This is a genomic window from Pseudomonas sp. 8O (assembly GCF_902506495.1).
In the GTDB taxonomy this organism is placed as follows: domain Bacteria; phylum Pseudomonadota; class Gammaproteobacteria; order Pseudomonadales; family Pseudomonadaceae; genus Aquipseudomonas; species Aquipseudomonas chaetocerotis.
This window is the reverse complement of the sequence record NZ_LR733263.1, coordinates 410,346-424,858: the sequence shown is the minus strand read 5'-3', so window position 1 is coordinate 424,858 and position 14,513 is coordinate 410,346. Positions and strand designations below refer to the sequence as shown.

General features: G+C 62.4%; 14 protein-coding genes. 9 read left to right on the top strand and 5 right to left on the bottom strand.

Annotation, left to right across the window (positions count from 1 at the left end; translation table 11 throughout):
* Positions 1-158: 158 nt before the first annotated feature.
* The 8 genes from GV002_RS01860 to GV002_RS01825 all read left to right on the top strand — a co-directional run bounded on the left by GV002_RS01860 (position 159) and on the right by GV002_RS01825 (position 6,542).
* A complete protein-coding gene (locus GV002_RS01860) occupies positions 159-1,775 on the top strand; it encodes an ABC transporter permease (RefSeq protein WP_160016801.1) in 1,617 nt (538 codons plus the stop codon).
* Positions 1,776-2,148: 373 nt separating this feature from the next.
* Positions 2,149-3,246 (top strand): glycine cleavage system aminomethyltransferase GcvT, encoded by a 1,098-nt coding sequence (gene gcvT / locus GV002_RS01855; protein ID WP_160016800.1) that lies wholly within the window; start codon positions 2,149-2,151, stop codon positions 3,244-3,246.
* 94 nt (positions 3,247-3,340) lie between these two features.
* On the top strand, positions 3,341-3,730 hold the full coding sequence (gene gcvH, locus GV002_RS01850) for a glycine cleavage system protein GcvH (protein ID WP_072423510.1): 390 nt from the start codon (positions 3,341-3,343) through the stop codon (positions 3,728-3,730).
* 334 nt (positions 3,731-4,064) lie between these two features.
* A complete protein-coding gene (locus GV002_RS01845) occupies positions 4,065-4,379 on the top strand; it encodes an ArsR/SmtB family transcription factor (protein WP_160016799.1) in 315 nt (104 codons plus the stop codon).
* The gene (locus GV002_RS01840) at positions 4,376-4,810 is read left to right on the top strand and encodes a YeeE/YedE family protein (RefSeq protein ID WP_160016798.1); all 435 of its coding nucleotides are present in this window, start codon (positions 4,376-4,378) and stop codon (positions 4,808-4,810) included. The genes GV002_RS01845 and GV002_RS01840 overlap by 4 nt, the downstream gene beginning before the upstream one ends.
* 2 nt (positions 4,811-4,812) lie before the next feature.
* Entirely contained in the window at positions 4,813-5,232 is a 420-nt protein-coding gene (locus GV002_RS01835) for a DUF6691 family protein (RefSeq protein ID WP_160016797.1), read from the top strand.
* 14 nt (positions 5,233-5,246) lie between these two features.
* Entirely contained in the window at positions 5,247-5,435 is a 189-nt protein-coding gene (locus GV002_RS01830; RefSeq protein WP_160016796.1) for a DUF2892 domain-containing protein, read from the top strand.
* A 117-nt stretch (positions 5,436-5,552) separates the two neighbouring features.
* Positions 5,553-6,542, top strand: a complete 990-nt coding sequence (locus GV002_RS01825; protein WP_160016795.1) for a cytochrome-c peroxidase — start codon at positions 5,553-5,555, stop codon at positions 6,540-6,542.
* Between the two features lie 76 nt (positions 6,543-6,618).
* Here the strand turns inward: GV002_RS01825 and aguA are convergent, their stop codons facing one another.
* The 5 genes from aguA to GV002_RS01800 all read right to left on the bottom strand — a co-directional run bounded on the left by aguA (position 6,619) and on the right by GV002_RS01800 (position 12,265).
* Positions 6,619-7,725, bottom strand: coding sequence for an agmatine deiminase (gene aguA, locus GV002_RS01820; protein WP_160016794.1), 1,107 nt, complete (start codon positions 7,723-7,725; stop codon positions 6,619-6,621).
* 70 nt (positions 7,726-7,795) lie between these two features.
* Positions 7,796-8,680 (bottom strand): N-carbamoylputrescine amidase, encoded by an 885-nt coding sequence (aguB, locus tag GV002_RS01815; RefSeq protein WP_160016793.1) that lies wholly within the window; start codon positions 8,678-8,680, stop codon positions 7,796-7,798.
* Positions 8,681-8,933: 253 nt separating this feature from the next.
* A complete protein-coding gene (locus GV002_RS01810; RefSeq protein WP_160016792.1) occupies positions 8,934-9,578 on the bottom strand; it encodes a TetR/AcrR family transcriptional regulator in 645 nt (214 codons plus the stop codon).
* Positions 9,579-9,649: 71 nt separating this feature from the next.
* Positions 9,650-10,708, bottom strand: a complete 1,059-nt coding sequence (locus GV002_RS01805) for a polyamine ABC transporter substrate-binding protein (protein WP_160016791.1) — start codon at positions 10,706-10,708, stop codon at positions 9,650-9,652.
* 177 nt (positions 10,709-10,885) lie between these two features.
* Positions 10,886-12,265 carry a glutamine synthetase family protein gene (locus GV002_RS01800; protein ID WP_160016790.1) on the bottom strand — a complete coding sequence of 460 codons (1,380 nt, stop codon included), beginning with the start codon at positions 12,263-12,265 and terminating at the stop codon, positions 10,886-10,888.
* Positions 12,266-13,060: 795 nt separating this feature from the next.
* Here GV002_RS01800 and GV002_RS01795 point away from each other — a divergent pair.
* Positions 13,061-14,419: a glutamine synthetase family protein gene (locus tag GV002_RS01795; RefSeq protein ID WP_160016789.1), complete on the top strand. Its 1,359-nt coding sequence runs from the start codon at positions 13,061-13,063 to the stop codon at positions 14,417-14,419.
* The last annotated feature ends 94 nt before the right edge of the window (positions 14,420-14,513 follow it).

The window sequence follows — 14,513 nt, the reverse complement described above, 5'->3', positions numbered from 1 at the left end:
CGCTCCGCGTCACGCCTGTTGGCTTCTGACGCTGGAGCGTCGAGCGCTGCATTCCCACGCGGAGCGTGGGAACGATCATCGACGAGCACAGCGCTGCCGTTATACTGCGACGCCCCGCCTAGCCGGGGCGTCGTCATTTCCGTAGTAGAGGAATCCGCGTGCCGCATCCCGTCCAGCGTCGCTGGTATCCCATCGTTCTTGCCGTCGCCGTTCTTGTGCTGATGCCCCTGTCGGTATTGCTGCTGAGCTGGCATGAGGTCGATCAGCAAATCTGGTCGCACCTGTGGCAGACGCAGATGGCGCGGCTGATTGGTAACACGCTGACGTTGGTGATGGGGGTCGGTGTGGGTGTGACGCTGCTGGGCGTCAGTCTGGCCTGGCTCACCAGCCTCTGCGAGTTCCCCGGGCGGCGCTGGCTGGACTGGGCGCTGATGCTGCCTTTCGCCATTCCCGCCTATGTCCTGGCCTTCGTCTTCGTAGGCTTGCTGGATTTCGCCGGCCCGGTGCAGACGCTGCTGCGCGAATGGTTCGGCAGCGGCTTGCGCTTGCCGCGAGTGCGCTCTACCGGTGGCGTGATCATCGTTCTGGTGCTGGTGTTCTATCCCTACGTCTACCTGCTCGCCCGAGGTGCCTTCCTGGCCCAGGGCAAGGGCCTGATGGAGGCAGCGCGGGTACTGGGGCAGAGCCCATGGCAGGCGTTCTGGCGTGTGGCGCTGCCGATGGCGCGGCCAGCCATCGGTGCCGGCCTGGCTCTGGCGGTCATGGAAACCCTGGCCGATTTCGGTGCGGTTTCGGTGTTCAATTTCGACACCTTCACCACGGCGATCTACAAGACCTGGTACAGCTTCTACAGCCTGACCAGCGCCACTCAGTTGGCGAGTCTGCTGCTGCTGGCGGTGGCGCTGGTGCTCTATGGTGAGCGCCGTGCGCGTGGCGCCGCGCGGCCAGCCAACGAGCGGCCACGGGGCAAGGCGCTGTATCAGTTGCACGGTTGGAAGGCCTTCGCCGCCAGCGCCTGGTGCGGTCTGGTGTTCGCCTGCGCCTTCGTTATCCCGCTGCTGCAACTGCTGGCCTGGTTCTGGCAGCGCGGCCGCTTCGACCTCGATGAGCGCTACGCCGGGCTGATCCTGCATACCCTCTATCTGGGCGGCATGGCGGCGTTGATCACCGTCAGCGTGGCCATGCTGCTGGCCTTCGCCCGGCGTCAGGCGCCGAATCGCGGCGTGCGTTTCGGTGTGGCGCTGGGCAACCTCGGCTATGCCTTGCCGGGTTCGGTGCTGGCGGTGGCGATCATGCTGGCGTTCAGCTTTCTTGATCGTGAGCTGATAATTCCACTGTCCACGGTATTGGGCGGTGCCGGCAAGCCGCTATTGCTGGGTAGCCTGGCGGCGCTGTTGGTGGCCTATCTGATTCGCTTCATGGCGGTGGCCTTCGGGCCTCTGGAAACCAGCCTAGCGCGTATTCGTCCGTCCCTGCCCGAGGCCTCGCGCAGTCTTGGCGTCGGTAGCTTCGGGCTGTTCTTCAGGGTCTATCTGCCGCTGCTGCTGCCTGGCACGTTGTCGGCGGCGTTGTTGGTGTTCGTCGATGTGCTCAAGGAGATGCCTGCGACCCTGCTGATGCGCCCGTTCGGCTGGGACACGTTGTCGGTACGAGTCTTCGAAATGACCAGCGAGGGCGAATGGGCGCGCGCCTCGCTGCCGGCGTTGACCCTGGTATTGGTCGGCCTGCTGCCGGTGATTTTGCTGATTCGTCGTTCGGCACGCGGTTTCGGTTGAGGGTGGTGGATTGTCTGCAGGCGTTCCCAGCGGTCCTCGTCCCGACCTGCTCTACGGCTGGGTGTGCGTTCCCTCGTTGGGAGGGGGTACTCGCGAAGCATTACACCATTGGGCTCGATGGCAAGTTGTGCACCTTGGCGGACTGTTCGCTGGCGCTACGAGCGGTCGGCGTTCCGATCCGCCGCTCCGCGCGACCTTTGGTCAGATGACCCCCGCCAACCTTGCGGCTACAATGCGCGCCATTCGCGAGCCGGGGTAACCCGGCGGACGTGCCGAGAAGCGTAAGCGAGGCCGCCAGTGCAACGCAGCAATGGCAACGCAGCTAGCTTCTCGGGGGTCTGAATCGCTTCGCCAAGCCCGGAAGGAGACACCCATGGGACAGCGCACCCCCCTCTATGACCTGCACCTGGCACTGGGGGCCAAGATGGTGGATTTCGGCGGCTGGGACATGCCGCTGCACTACGGTTCGCAAGTGGAGGAGCATCATCAGGTGCGCCGCGAGTGCGGCGTGTTCGATGTCTCGCACATGTGCGTGGTGGACGTGAGCGGCAGCCAGGCCCAGGCCTTTCTGCAGCGTCTGCTGGCCAACGACGTGGCCCGTCTGGAGAGCCCCGGCAAGGCCCTTTACAGCGCCATGCTCAATGAGCAGGGTGGGGTGATCGACGACCTGATCGTCTACCTCACCAGCTCATCTTCCCAAGAGCAGGGCTATCGGCTGGTGGTCAACGCCGGTACCCGTGACAAGGACCTTGCCTGGATGCACGCCCAGGCTGGCGATTTCGATGTGCAGCTGCGTGAGCGTTGCGACCTGGCCATGCTCGCCATTCAGGGGCCCAAGGCGCGTGCGCGCGTGTCCGAACTGCTGAGCCAGGCCCGTGCCGCGCTGATCCATGAGCTCAAACCGTTCCAGGGGTTGCCCGAGGGCGACTGGTTCATCGCGCGTACCGGCTATACCGGCGAAGACGGACTGGAGATCGTGTTGCCGGTGACTGAGGTGGTGTCCTTGCTCAACGATCTGGTCGGTGCCGGTATTGCGCCTATAGGCCTTGGCGCACGCGACACCCTGCGCCTGGAGGCGGGCATGAACCTCTACGGCCAGGACATGGATGAGCAGGTCAGCCCGCTGGCCGCCAATATGGCCTGGACCATCGCCTGGGAGCCAGCCGGGCGCGACTTCATCGGGCGCACGGCGCTGGAGGTGCAGCGTGCTGTCGGTTGCCCGAGCAAGCTCGTTGGCCTGGTGCTGGAGGAGCGTGGCGTGCTGCGCGCGCACCAGGTAGTGCGCGTCGAAGGTATCGGTGATGGCGAGATCACCAGTGGCAGCTTCTCGCCTACGCTGAACAAATCCATCGCGCTGGCACGGGTGCCGGCAGCGACCGGGGATCGTGCCGAGGTGGAGATCCGCGGCAAGTGGTACCCGGTGCGTGTGGTCAGGCCGGGCTTCGTGCGTAATGGCAAAACCCTTATCTGAATCATCAGGTCGCGGTGCTGGCTTCCCCTGGCGCTGCGGCCTGCTAAATTGTCCTGACGGCCCACTTGCCGTCACCGTTTACGAGGAATCAAACATGAGCAATATCCCCGCCGATCTGCGTTATGCCGCCAGCCACGAGTGGGCGCGCCTGGAGGCTGACGGTAGCGTGACCGTGGGCATTTCCGACCACGCCCAGGAAGCCCTGGGTGACGTGGTGTTCATCGAGCTGCCGGAAGTTGGCAAGCAACTGAACGCTGGTCAGGAAGCGGGCGTGGTGGAGTCGGTCAAGGCTGCTTCCGACATTTATGCGCCAGTTGGTGGCGAAGTGATCGCCATCAACGAAGCGCTGGCCGACAGCCCGGAAAGCGTTAACGGCGACCCATACGGCAGCTGGTTCTTCAAGCTCAAGCCGAGCGACGCCAGCGAGCTGGACAAGCTGCTGGACGCTGCAGCCTATCAAGCCGCTGCTGACGCCGACGCCTGATTCATCCGCAGCGTCCAGAAAACCCGCCTCGGCGGGTTTTCGCGTTTATCGTGTAGGGCGGGTTCTCCGTTGTGCGCCGGCGTTGATACCTTCAGTGGTAGCCCGGATGTAATCCGGAGAGTGACGATACCCCTTGTGGGAGCGCTTCAGCGGCGAGCTCTTGTCGCGGCTAAAGCCCCTCCCACGATTTGTGCTGTGCATGCATCGGTTGATGCAGGTAGTCGCGCTCCTGTAAGGCCTGTTCAAGCCCCTTCTTAACCGCCGGCCAGTCGGGCTAGCAATTTCCCGAAATACAATATATAAAAATACATATTGTATTGAGTGAAGGTGTCCCGTGGTCGAATCCATCGATATCCAGCAACTGCGAGCCAATGCCGACGCTGCCGGGCAACTGCTCAAGGCATTGGCCAATCCGGATCGCCTGCTGCTGCTTTGCCAGCTGTCGCAAGGCGAGCGCAACGTCAGTGAGCTGGAGACGCTGCTCGGTATCCAACAGCCCACGCTGTCACAGCAACTGGCCGTGCTGCGTCGTGAAGGGCTGGTGGCAACCCGTCGCGACGGTAAGCAGATCTTCTATAGCATCAGCAGCCCGGCGGCGCTGGCGGTGATCGAGACCCTGTATCGGCTGTTCTGCGAGGGCAAGCAATGAACATCGACTGGGCCGCTTTCACGCCCTGGAGTGCTCTGGCTGGCGGTGCCCTGATTGGCCTGGCGGCATCCGTGTTCGCCTTGGTAAATGGGCGGGTTGCCGGTATCAGCGGCTTGCTCGGCAGCCTGCTGCAACGCGGTGCTGAGGGGCGAGGGGAAAAGGGGGCGTTCCTTCTCGGCCTGCTTCTGGCGCCTTTGCTCTGGGGAGTATTCACGGCATTGCCGGAGATTCGGTTCGAGACGGGAAGCCTGGGCTTGATCGTTGCCGGCTTGCTGGTGGGTATCGGCACCCGCTACGGCTCCGGCTGCACCAGCGGCCATGGCGTCTGCGGTATTTCCCGTCTGTCGCCGCGCTCGCTGGTGGCCACGTTGGGCTTCATGGCCAGCGGTTTCGTCACGGTATTTGTCCTGCGTCATCTGCTGGGGGCATGAACATGGTCAGACTCAGTGCATTCGCCTGCGGCCTGCTGTTTGGTTTTGGATTGCTGTTGGCGGGCATGGCCGATCCGGCCAAGGTGCTGGCCTTTCTCGATCTGGCCGGTAACTGGGACCCGTCTCTCGCCCTGGTGATGACGGGCGCCATTGGCGTCGCGGCGCTGCCGTTGAGTTTGGCGCAGCGGCGCGCCAAGGCACTGCTCGGCGGTGCCATGCAGTTGCCGAGGCGTCGCGACCTCGATGTTCGTCTGATTGGTGGCAGCCTGCTTTTCGGTGTCGGTTGGGGTATCGCCGGCATCTGTCCGGGGCCGGCCGTTGCCATCCTGCTGACTGGGCACTGGCAGGCACTACTGTTCGTCGCGGCGATGCTCGCCGGGATGCTGATCTTTACTGCGCTGGAAGGCCGGCGCGGACGTTGATCTGGAGAAACTCGATGAAAGCCAATGTTGGAACGCTCGACCGCAGTCTGCGCATCGTCGCAGGTCTGATTCTGATCGCGCTGAGCCTGGCCGGCATGATCGGTCTGTGGGGCTGGATCGGTGTAGTGCCACTGGCAACCGGCATCTTCCGCTTCTGCCCTGTGTATCCACTACTGGGTATCAACACCTGCAAAATGAAATGAAACATATCCACTGAGGCGAGATGCGTACGCGGTTTGATTCAGATCAAGTCGCCCTTGGTTTGCGCTGGGCATGGTCAAGGCATAACCAGAACAGCCAATACCCGAGGAGATATACGCATGCGCACTCTGAGCCTGATGGTCGGGTTGTGCCTGGGCGCCAGCGCCTGGGCCAATGTACCGATCAACGAACCCGTCGAGCCTATCTCACCGGCCGAGATCACCGATCCGGCCAAGGTGGAACTGGGCAAGCAGCTGTTTTTCGATCCGCGCCTGTCGCGCTCGGGTTTCATTTCCTGCAACTCCTGCCACAACCTGTCGATGGGCGGCAGCGACAACCTGCCCAGCTCCATCGGTCATAACTGGCAGCAAGGGCCGATCAATTCGCCCACGGTGCTCAATTCCAGTCTCAATCTGGCGCAGTTCTGGGATGGCCGCGCCGCCGACCTCAAGGAACAGGCTGCCGGCCCCATCGCCAATCCGATGGAGATGGCCTTCACCCATATTCTCGCCATCGACGTGCTGCGCTCGATCCCGCAATACCGCGAATCGTTCAAGACCGTGTACAAGACCGATGAAATCACCCTCGATGAGGTGACCGACGCCATCGCCGAGTTCGAAAAGACTCTGGTCACGCCCAATTCGCGCTTCGACCTGTGGCTCAAGGGCGACCAGCAGGCCATTTCCCAGACCGAACGGGAGGGCTACGAGCTGTTCAAGTCCATCGGCTGCGTCGCCTGCCACAACGGCCCAGCGCTGGGCGGCAACTCGTTCCAGAAGATGGGGCTGGTCGAACCCTACGAAACCAGCAATCCGGCCGAGGGTGTGGCTGGCCTGACCGGCAAGGATGCCGACCGCTTCAAGTTCAAGGTGCCAACCCTGCGCAACGTCGAACTGACCTATCCCTACTTCCACGACGGCGCCTATTGGAAGTTGGAGGAGTCGGTGGACATCATGGCGCGCTTGCAGTTGGGGCGTAAGTTGAGCGAGGAGGAGATCGGCAAGATCACCGCCTTCCTCAAGACACTGACCGGCGAGCAGCCGAGCTTTGCCCTGCCGATCCTGCCGCCGTCGAACAACGATACGCCGCGGCCGCAGCCGTTCGAGTGAGTTGGCGCTAACGAAAACGCCCGACATGTGCCGGGCGTTCATAGATGTAGGGCGGGTTGCACCCGCCCTACATGGTTCAGCGCCCTTGCGGCGCCGGCTGCTGCTGGGTGATGCAGTGGATATTGCCGCCGCCGAGCAGAATCTCGCGGCCTGGCACCATCACCACGCGATGCTCGGGGAACACGCGTTGAAGAATGGCACGGGCTTCCTCGTCCTTCGGGTCATCGAAGCTCGGCGCGACGATGCCACCGTTGACGATTAGGAAGTTGACGTAGGAGCCGGCCAGGCGAACTTCCGGATTACGCTCTTGGCTGCCGTCGACGATGTCGACGCCTGCGCATTCTTCTGCGGTGGCGTGAAGCGGGCCAGGGATTGGCATCTTGTGCACGGTCAACTGACGGCCCCTGGCGTCGCGCGCGTTTTCCAGCACGCGCATGGCGGCCTGGCAACGCGGATAGTTGGGATCATTCACATCGTCGGTCCAGGCCAGTAGCACTTCACCAGGACGCACGTAGCAGCAGAAGTTGTCGACGTGGCCATCGGTCTCGTCGTTGTACAGGCCGTCCGGCAGCCAGATCACCGTGTCGATGGCCAGGTGCTCGCGCAGCACGGCCTCGATTTCCTCACGCGACAGGTGCGGGTTGCGGTTCTTGTTCAGCAGGCACTCCTCGGTGGTGATCAGGGTGCCTTCGCCATCGACGTGGATCGAGCCACCCTCGAGCACGAAACCTTCGGTGCGATAGCGCTTGCAGCCTTCGATCTCGAGAATCTTGCGCGCTACCTGGTCGTCACGCAGCCAGGGCCAGTAAAGACCGCCGTCGAAGCCGCCCCAGGCATTGAACGCCCAGTCCACGCCGCGCACTTCGCCGTTGGCGTTGCTGACGAAGGTCGGGCCGGTGTCACGCACCCAGGCGTCGTCGGTGGTGATTTCCACCAGGCGGATGTTGGCGTCATCCAGGCGCGCGCGGGCGTTTTCGTATTGCGCTGCGGACACGCAGACGGTTACCGGCTCGAACTGGGCGATGGCCTTGGCCACTGCGGTGAAAGCGGCCTGGGCCGGCTTGCCACCGTTGCGCCAGTTGTCCGGGCGCTCGGGCCAGACCATCCAGGTCTGGCTGTGTGGTTCCCATTCTGCCGGCATGCGAAAGCCATCGGCGCGTGGTGTGGTGGTCAGCGTGTTCATGTCCTGGTTCCGTAGGGTGCGCCATGCGCACCGGCAAAGTGTTTGGAGGGTGAGGTGCGCACAGCGCACCCTACGAGATCGACGGCGTTTCACCATCGAGCGTCGAAAGTGGCCAGTATAGGTTCGGGCGACGGTCGCGGAATACGCCCCAGGCCGTGCGCACCTTCTCCAGTTCGCTCAGGTCGAAGCTGTGCACCAGTACGCCTTCCTCGGTCTGATTCAGCTCCTCGACCTTCTCGCCGAACTGGTTGGCGATGAACGAGCTGCCGTAGAAGGTGATGTCGTAACCGTCCTGCTCTTCGCGGCCGATGCGGTTGCTGGCCACTACCGGCATCAGGTTGGCGCCGGCATGGCCCTGCTGCACGCGCTGCCAGTGGTCGCGCGAGCTGATGTTCGGGTCATGCGGCTCGCTGCCGATGGCGGTCGGGTAGAAGAGGATTTCTGCGCCCATCAGGGCCATGCTGCGTGCGCACTCCGGGAACCATTGGTCCCAGCAGATGCCCACGCCGATGCGCGCATAGGCGGTATCCCAGACCTTGAAGCCGGTATCGCCCGGGTTGAAGTAGTACTTCTCGTGATAGCCGGGGCCATCAGGGATGTGGCTTTTTCGATAAATACCGAGGTTGCTGCCGTCAGCGTCGAGGATGGCGATGCTGTTGAAGCGGGCGCGGCCGGCACGCTCGAAGAAGCTTATCGGCAGCACCACCTTCAGTTCGGCGGCGACCTTCTGGAAGTGCACGATGGCCGGATTGTCTTCCACCGTGGTTGCCAGCTGGGTGTAGTCGGCGTTCGGCTTCTGGCAGAAGTAGGGCGCCTCGAACAGCTCCTGGATCAGGATGATCTGGGCGCCCCGGGCTGCTGCCTGGCGCACCAGCTTCTCGGCGTTGGCGATATTCGCGGGGGTATCCCAGGTGCAGGCCATCTGGGTCGCAGCGACGGTAACGATACGGGACATGAAGCACCTCTTGGCTCGTTCACAGGCCAGCCCGGCTTCACCGGAGGGCCTTCTCGGAGTGCCATGGCTGGACATCGACCAAGGCGGGATGTTCGATTTATATCCGATAAATATCGGTATTAGAAGACGTGAATGATCGAATTTTCGAAAATTATTCGATTTTTGTCGGGTTCATGAGTTTGCAAACCCTGTGGGCGCACAAGGGCTCGATTGCCGAGATGTCGGCGGTGTGCATACTCGGCCCCGCGATACCCTACGGGATAAGCGGCGTGGCTCGTTTTGGCAGCGCAGCGGGCAGGTAAAGGCCCAGGTAGGCATCGAAAACGCGCATGCTCTCTTCTGCCAGGCGGGGGCTGATTTCGCCGTGCAGTTGCACGGAGCGGGCGTAGACGCGATCACCCAGCTCCATGGCCAGGGCGAATACATCGATATCCGTCGGTAATTGCGGCAGGGGGAAGTGACGCTCGAACAATGCCTGCATCAGGCGGCCCAGTTCGAGGTCGTGCTGATGGTCAGCTTGAGTGACTTCGGCCAGGCCGTGCTGGGCGAGGATCAACTGGCGCGCTGCGGCGTCCCGCGCGTAGATGTCCAGCATGCGTTGTTCGACGATACGCGACAGGTCATGCCAGGTGTGCAGGGTGGCATGCTCGACGGGTTCCTGCAGGCAGGCGCGAAAGGCTGCGTGTACGTCTGCAGTAAGGCCTTCGAGCAGTGCCGGTACGCTGGCGAAGAAGTGGTAGACCGAGGAAGGCGGAATCTTCGCGTGCTCGGCCACCGTGTAGACCGACAGATTGGCCACGCCTTGCTCGGCCAGCAGTTCGCGTGCTGCCGCGAGGATCACGGCGATCCGTGCCTGACTGCTGGCGCGCGGCTTACGGGGGCTGGCAGGACGCGACATGGTGAGCTCCTCGGTGGGCGAGGTGCTATTGGACGTCAGGCGGTGTTGGCGAGGCAAGCCTCGCCATCCGTTCAACTGCCGTCGCGGAAGCGCTGCCAGACGTTGTTACGCACCTGAGCATGTTTCTGCGAGAGAACCTCCAGTGGATACAGGCGGCGCTTGGTGTCCTGATCCGGATAGAGCCCGGGTTGCTCCAGCAGGGCGCTGTCGATGAACTGTGCCGAGTCGGCATTGCCGTTGGGGTAGAGCGTCTCGGCGGTGATCTGCGCGATCACCTGCGGCTGCATCAGGTAGTTGATGAAGCGGTGGGCGAGCTCCGGGCGGCTGGCATTGGCAGGGATCACCAGGTTGTCGATGAACAGTACCGAGCCCTCGTCCGGCACCACGAAGCGCACTGGCTGGCCGGCCTGCGCTGCGGCCAGTGCATCGCCGACCCAGGCCATGGCCAGGCACAGCCGGCCGTTGTTGAGGTCTTCGATATAGCGCTCGCTGTCGACATAGCGCAGGTTCGGGCGCAGAGCGTCGAGTATCTCTCCGGCGCGCTCGATGCGACTCGGTGCGCTGCGTGCCAGGCTGCGGCCCTGGTAGTTGAGCAGCAACGACAGGGTTTCATCCGACGCATCCAGCACGCTTATGCCGCAACTGGCCAGGCGCTTGCTCTGTTCGGCGTCGAACAGCAGGCTCCAGCTGTCCGGTAGCGGGCCGCCATAGGCCGCTTCGGCCTGCGGGGTATTGATCGCCAGGCCAACCGCGCCCCATAGGTAGGGGATGGCGTGCTGGTTCTGCGGGTCGACCGCAGCCAGCTTGCTCAGCAGTTGCTTGTCCAGGTGCGTGCGGTTGGGCAGCAGGTTGAAATCCAGCGGGCGAATGCGGCCGCTGGCGATCAGTCTTGGCAGGTCATTGTGCGAGGGCACGGCGATGTCGATGGGCTGACCGCTTTCCAGCGCTTGCGCCAATTCCTCGGCACTGGCGAAAGTGTGGTACTCGACCTCGATGCCGGTGTCGCGGGTGAAGTTTTCCAGCACCTGCGGCGCGATGTAATCGTTCCAGTTGTAGACACGGATGCTGTCGGCGGCCTGAGCCAGGCCGCAGCTCAGGCCTAGCAGGATGGCGGCAAGAGCGCGTTGCATGAGTAACTCCCCGATTGATCAAAGCAACAGTATCCGGCGGTCTGGTTTGCCGGGGTTTGATGCATGTCAGCGCAGTCGCCTTGTGGCGAACCGCTGGTCCCTACGCGAAGCGTCAGAGTTGTCGGTTGGCAGTTGGCAGGCAAAAAGAAGCCGGCTCTGCGGCCGGCTTTCTCGGTGTTACACGGTGTGCAGGTACCAGTTGTATTCGAGGTCGGAGATGGTGGTCTCGAACTCCTGCAGCTCGGCTTCCTTGCACGCGACGAAGATGTCGATGTACTTCGGATCGATGTACTTGTTCAGCACTTCGCTGTCGTCCAGCTCGCGCAGCGCGTCGCGCAGGTTGTTCGGCAGGCTCTGCTCGAGTTGCTCGTAGGAGTTGCCTTCGATCGGCTCGCCCGGGTCGATCTGGTTGGTCAGACCGTGGTGGATGCCGGCGAGGATCGACGCCAGCATCAGGTAGGGATTGGCGTCGGCGCCGGCCACCCGGTGTTCGATGCGCACGGCGTCGGCGCTGCCGGTCGGCACGCGCACGGCCACGGTGCGGTTGTCCAGCGCCCAGCTCGGCGCGTTGGGCACGTAGAACTGCGCGCCGAAGCGGCGGTAGGAGTTCACGTTGGGGCAGAGGAAGGCCATACTCGCGGCCATGGTGTCGAGGATGCCGCCGATGGCGTGGCGCAGCGGCTGGTTCTCCAGCGGGTTGTCGGCGGCGAAGATGTTCTTGCCGGTCTTCTTGTCCAGCAGCGAGATGTGCACGTGCAGGCCGTTGCCGGCCTGGCCCGGATAGGGCTTGGCCATGAAAGTGGAATCCATCTCATGGTCGTAGGCGATGTTCTTGATCAGGCGCTTGAGCAGCAGCGCGTAGTCGCAGGCCTTGATGGCGTCTTCGACGTGGTGCAGGTTGACCTCGAACTGCGCCGGGGCACTTTCCTTGACGATGGCATCGGCCGGGATGTCCTGCTCCTTGGCGGCTTCGAGCATGTCCTGCAGGCAGTCGACGTACTCGTCGAGGTCGTCGATCAGGTAGACCTGAGTGGAATGCGGGCGCTTGCCGGAGATCGGTGAGCGCGGCGGCTGCGGCCGACCGTTCACGTTCTCCTGGTCGATCAGGTAGAACTCCAGTTCGAAGGCTGCGCAGATACGCAGGCCCAGTTCGTCGAACTTCTGCACCACCTGTCGCAATACCTCGCGCGGGTCGGCGAAGAAAGGCGTGCCGTCCAGCTCGTGCATGGTCATCAGCAGTTGCGCAGTGGGGCGCTTCTGCCAGGGCTCGTTGCACAGGGTATCGGGGATGGGGAAGCAGATACGGTCGGCGTCACCGATATCCAGGCCAAGGCCGGTGCTCTCGACGGTGGAACCATTGATGTCGAGGGCGAAGAGCGAGGCCGGCAGGTTGATGCCTTTCTCGTACACCTTGTGCAGGGCGTTTCGGTCGATGCGCTTGCCGCGCACCACGCCATTCATATCTGCAATAAGAAGGTCGACGAACTGGACCTCGGGATGTTCCTTGAGGAACGCGTTCGCTTCGTTAAGCTGAACGGCACGCGGGGGTACCGACATGATGCAACACCTTTTTGTTAAATATATCAATCATGCGACTGCATGGGTGTGAGTCAATCCGAAACGCACTTTACTGTCAAGCTGGCCTCATGATGCCCTGTAGTGGGGCGTGATGGCCATTTTTGGGGCATTTAAAGGCCTTTCAGCGTGCTCCGGGCGTTGATCTTTCAGGCTGCTCAGTGGGGTGTGTTCAATTTTTTACAGAGCTATTGTGTAAAAAAATGAACAAGGCTAAGCTCGGTTCAAACCCACTAACAGCAATAATACGGGTGTCTCATGTTTTGCCTGCCGACCATCGGCGTCAGCGCTTGCACCAGGACCATCGGTCACGCGACCTCTTCCCTCGTCAGCGAGGCGAGTCTGCTCATCATGCGGGCTCGATCAGTCATGAGCATGGCCGCTGCAGCGCAGCAACAGCTTTCCTTTGCGGCTTCTGCGCCGCGCGGCCTGTCTCACCAGGCCGTTCGCTCATTCCATACCCTGCACGATAGCGTACGTGGCCGCGCAACGCCCCTTGGCGTCCGCTCAGGCCCACGCTCGGCAACACACAAGCCACTCGCTGGCTTCGCTGGGCTCGCGCCATGCCGCGAAACAGACAGCTCGGTGTTCGTGGAAAAGGGTGAGCGATTTTATTTCGGTGGAGTGAAATGCCAGGTGCCGGAGGTGCCGCACCCCTAGTAGCATCCACCCGAATATCTCGCCTTCTTTCAGGCCTTTGGTGAGGCTTGCAGGGAGAAGGCGGGGCAACGCTGAACCCGCTATAACTCAAGCTGGTTCTACAACCCTGAGGTCTCTATGAGTACCAAGTTAGACCAGCTCACGAGCTGGCTGAAAGAACGCAAAATCACCGAAGTCGAATGCCTGATCAGCGACCTGACCGGCATTGCTCGCGGCAAGATCTCGCCGACCAACAAGTTCCTCGACGAGAAGGGCATGCGCCTTCCCGAGAGCGTGCTGCTGCAGACCGTGACCGGCGACTACGTCGAGGATGACATCTATTACGAGTTGCTGGATGAGGCGGACATCGACATGTTCTGCCGTCCGGACGCCAATGCCGTATTCCTCGTGCCCTGGGCCATCGAGCCCACCGCGATGGTGATCCACGACACCTTCGACAAGCAGGGCAACCCCATCGAGCTGTCGCCGCGCAACATTCTCAAGCGTGTGCTGCAGATGTATGCCGACAAGGGCTGGAAGCCCATCGTCGCGCCGGAGATGGAGTTCTACCTGACCAAGCGCAACAGTGACCCAGACTTCCCGCTGGTAGCGCCGATGGGGCGTTCCGGTCGTCCAGAGGTGGGGCGGCAGTCGTTCTCCATCGATGCCGCCAACGAATTCGACCCGCTGTTCGAAGACGTTTACGACTGGTGCGAACTGCAACACCTGGATCTCGACACCCTGATCCACGAAGACGGTCCGGCACAGATGGAAATCAACTTCCGTCATGGCGAAGCCCTGCATCTGGCCGACCAGATCACCGTGTTCAAGCGCACCATGCGCGAGGCCGCGCTCAAGCATGACGTGGCGGCGACCTTCATGGCCAAGCCGATCACCGACGAGCCGGGCAGCGCCATGCACATCCACCAGAGTGTGGTCGACATCAAGACCGGCAAGAACCTCTTCTCCAATGATGATGGGACGATGAGCGAGCTGTTCCTGCACCACATCGGTGGCTTGCAGAAATATATCCCCGAGCTGTTGCCGCTGTTCGCCCCGAACGTCAATTCGTTCCGCCGTTTCCTGCCCGATACCTCGGCGCCGGTGAACGTGGAGTGGGGCGAGGAGAACCGTACCGTGGGCCTGCGCGTCCCCGAAGCCAGCCCGCAGAATCGCCGCGTGGAAAACCGCCTGGCCGGTGCTGATGCCAACCCTTACCTGGTGCTGGCGGCATCGTTGCTTTGTGGCTACATCGGCATGGCCGAGGGCATCAAACCCGGTGCGCCGGTCAAGGGCCGTGGCTATGAGCGCCGTAACTTGCGCCTGCCGCTGACCATCGAAGCCGCTCTGGAGCGGATGGAAGCATGCAAGGTGGCCGAGAAGTACCTCGGCGAGAAGTTCATGCGCGGCTATGTCGCGGTCAAGCGTGCCGAGCACGAGAACTTCAAGCGGGTGATCAGCTCCTGGGAGCGCGAGTTCCTGCTGCTGTCGGTGTAACGCTGCGTAGCCTCTGATGGCTCTGTGGGAGGGGCTTTAGCCGCGAATATCGCCGCTGAAGCGCCTCCCACGATCCAGACGTTTTTCGCGAGTT

Excerpts from the sequence above, each read along its gene's own strand:
- gcvT (WP_160016800.1), top strand. The coding sequence starts at position 2,149 with ATGGGACAGCGCACCCCCCTCTATGACCTGCACCTGGCACTGGGGGCC.
- gcvH (WP_072423510.1), top strand. The coding sequence starts at position 3,341 with ATGAGCAATATCCCCGCCGATCTGCGTTATGCCGCCAGCCACGAGTGG.
- GV002_RS01840 (WP_160016798.1), top strand. The coding sequence starts at position 4,376 with ATGAACATCGACTGGGCCGCTTTCACGCCCTGGAGTGCTCTGGCTGGC.
- GV002_RS01835 (WP_160016797.1), top strand. The coding sequence starts at position 4,813 with ATGGTCAGACTCAGTGCATTCGCCTGCGGCCTGCTGTTTGGTTTTGGA.
- GV002_RS01830 (WP_160016796.1), top strand. The coding sequence starts at position 5,247 with ATGAAAGCCAATGTTGGAACGCTCGACCGCAGTCTGCGCATCGTCGCA.
- GV002_RS01825 (WP_160016795.1), top strand. The coding sequence starts at position 5,553 with ATGCGCACTCTGAGCCTGATGGTCGGGTTGTGCCTGGGCGCCAGCGCC.
- aguA (WP_160016794.1), bottom strand. The coding sequence starts at position 7,725 with ATGAACACGCTGACCACCACACCACGCGCCGATGGCTTTCGCATGCCG.
- aguB (WP_160016793.1), bottom strand. The coding sequence starts at position 8,680 with ATGTCCCGTATCGTTACCGTCGCTGCGACCCAGATGGCCTGCACCTGG.
- GV002_RS01810 (WP_160016792.1), bottom strand. The coding sequence starts at position 9,578 with ATGTCGCGTCCTGCCAGCCCCCGTAAGCCGCGCGCCAGCAGTCAGGCA.
- GV002_RS01805 (WP_160016791.1), bottom strand. The coding sequence starts at position 10,708 with ATGCAACGCGCTCTTGCCGCCATCCTGCTAGGCCTGAGCTGCGGCCTG.
- GV002_RS01800 (WP_160016790.1), bottom strand. The coding sequence starts at position 12,265 with ATGTCGGTACCCCCGCGTGCCGTTCAGCTTAACGAAGCGAACGCGTTC.
- GV002_RS01795 (WP_160016789.1), top strand. The coding sequence starts at position 13,061 with ATGAGTACCAAGTTAGACCAGCTCACGAGCTGGCTGAAAGAACGCAAA.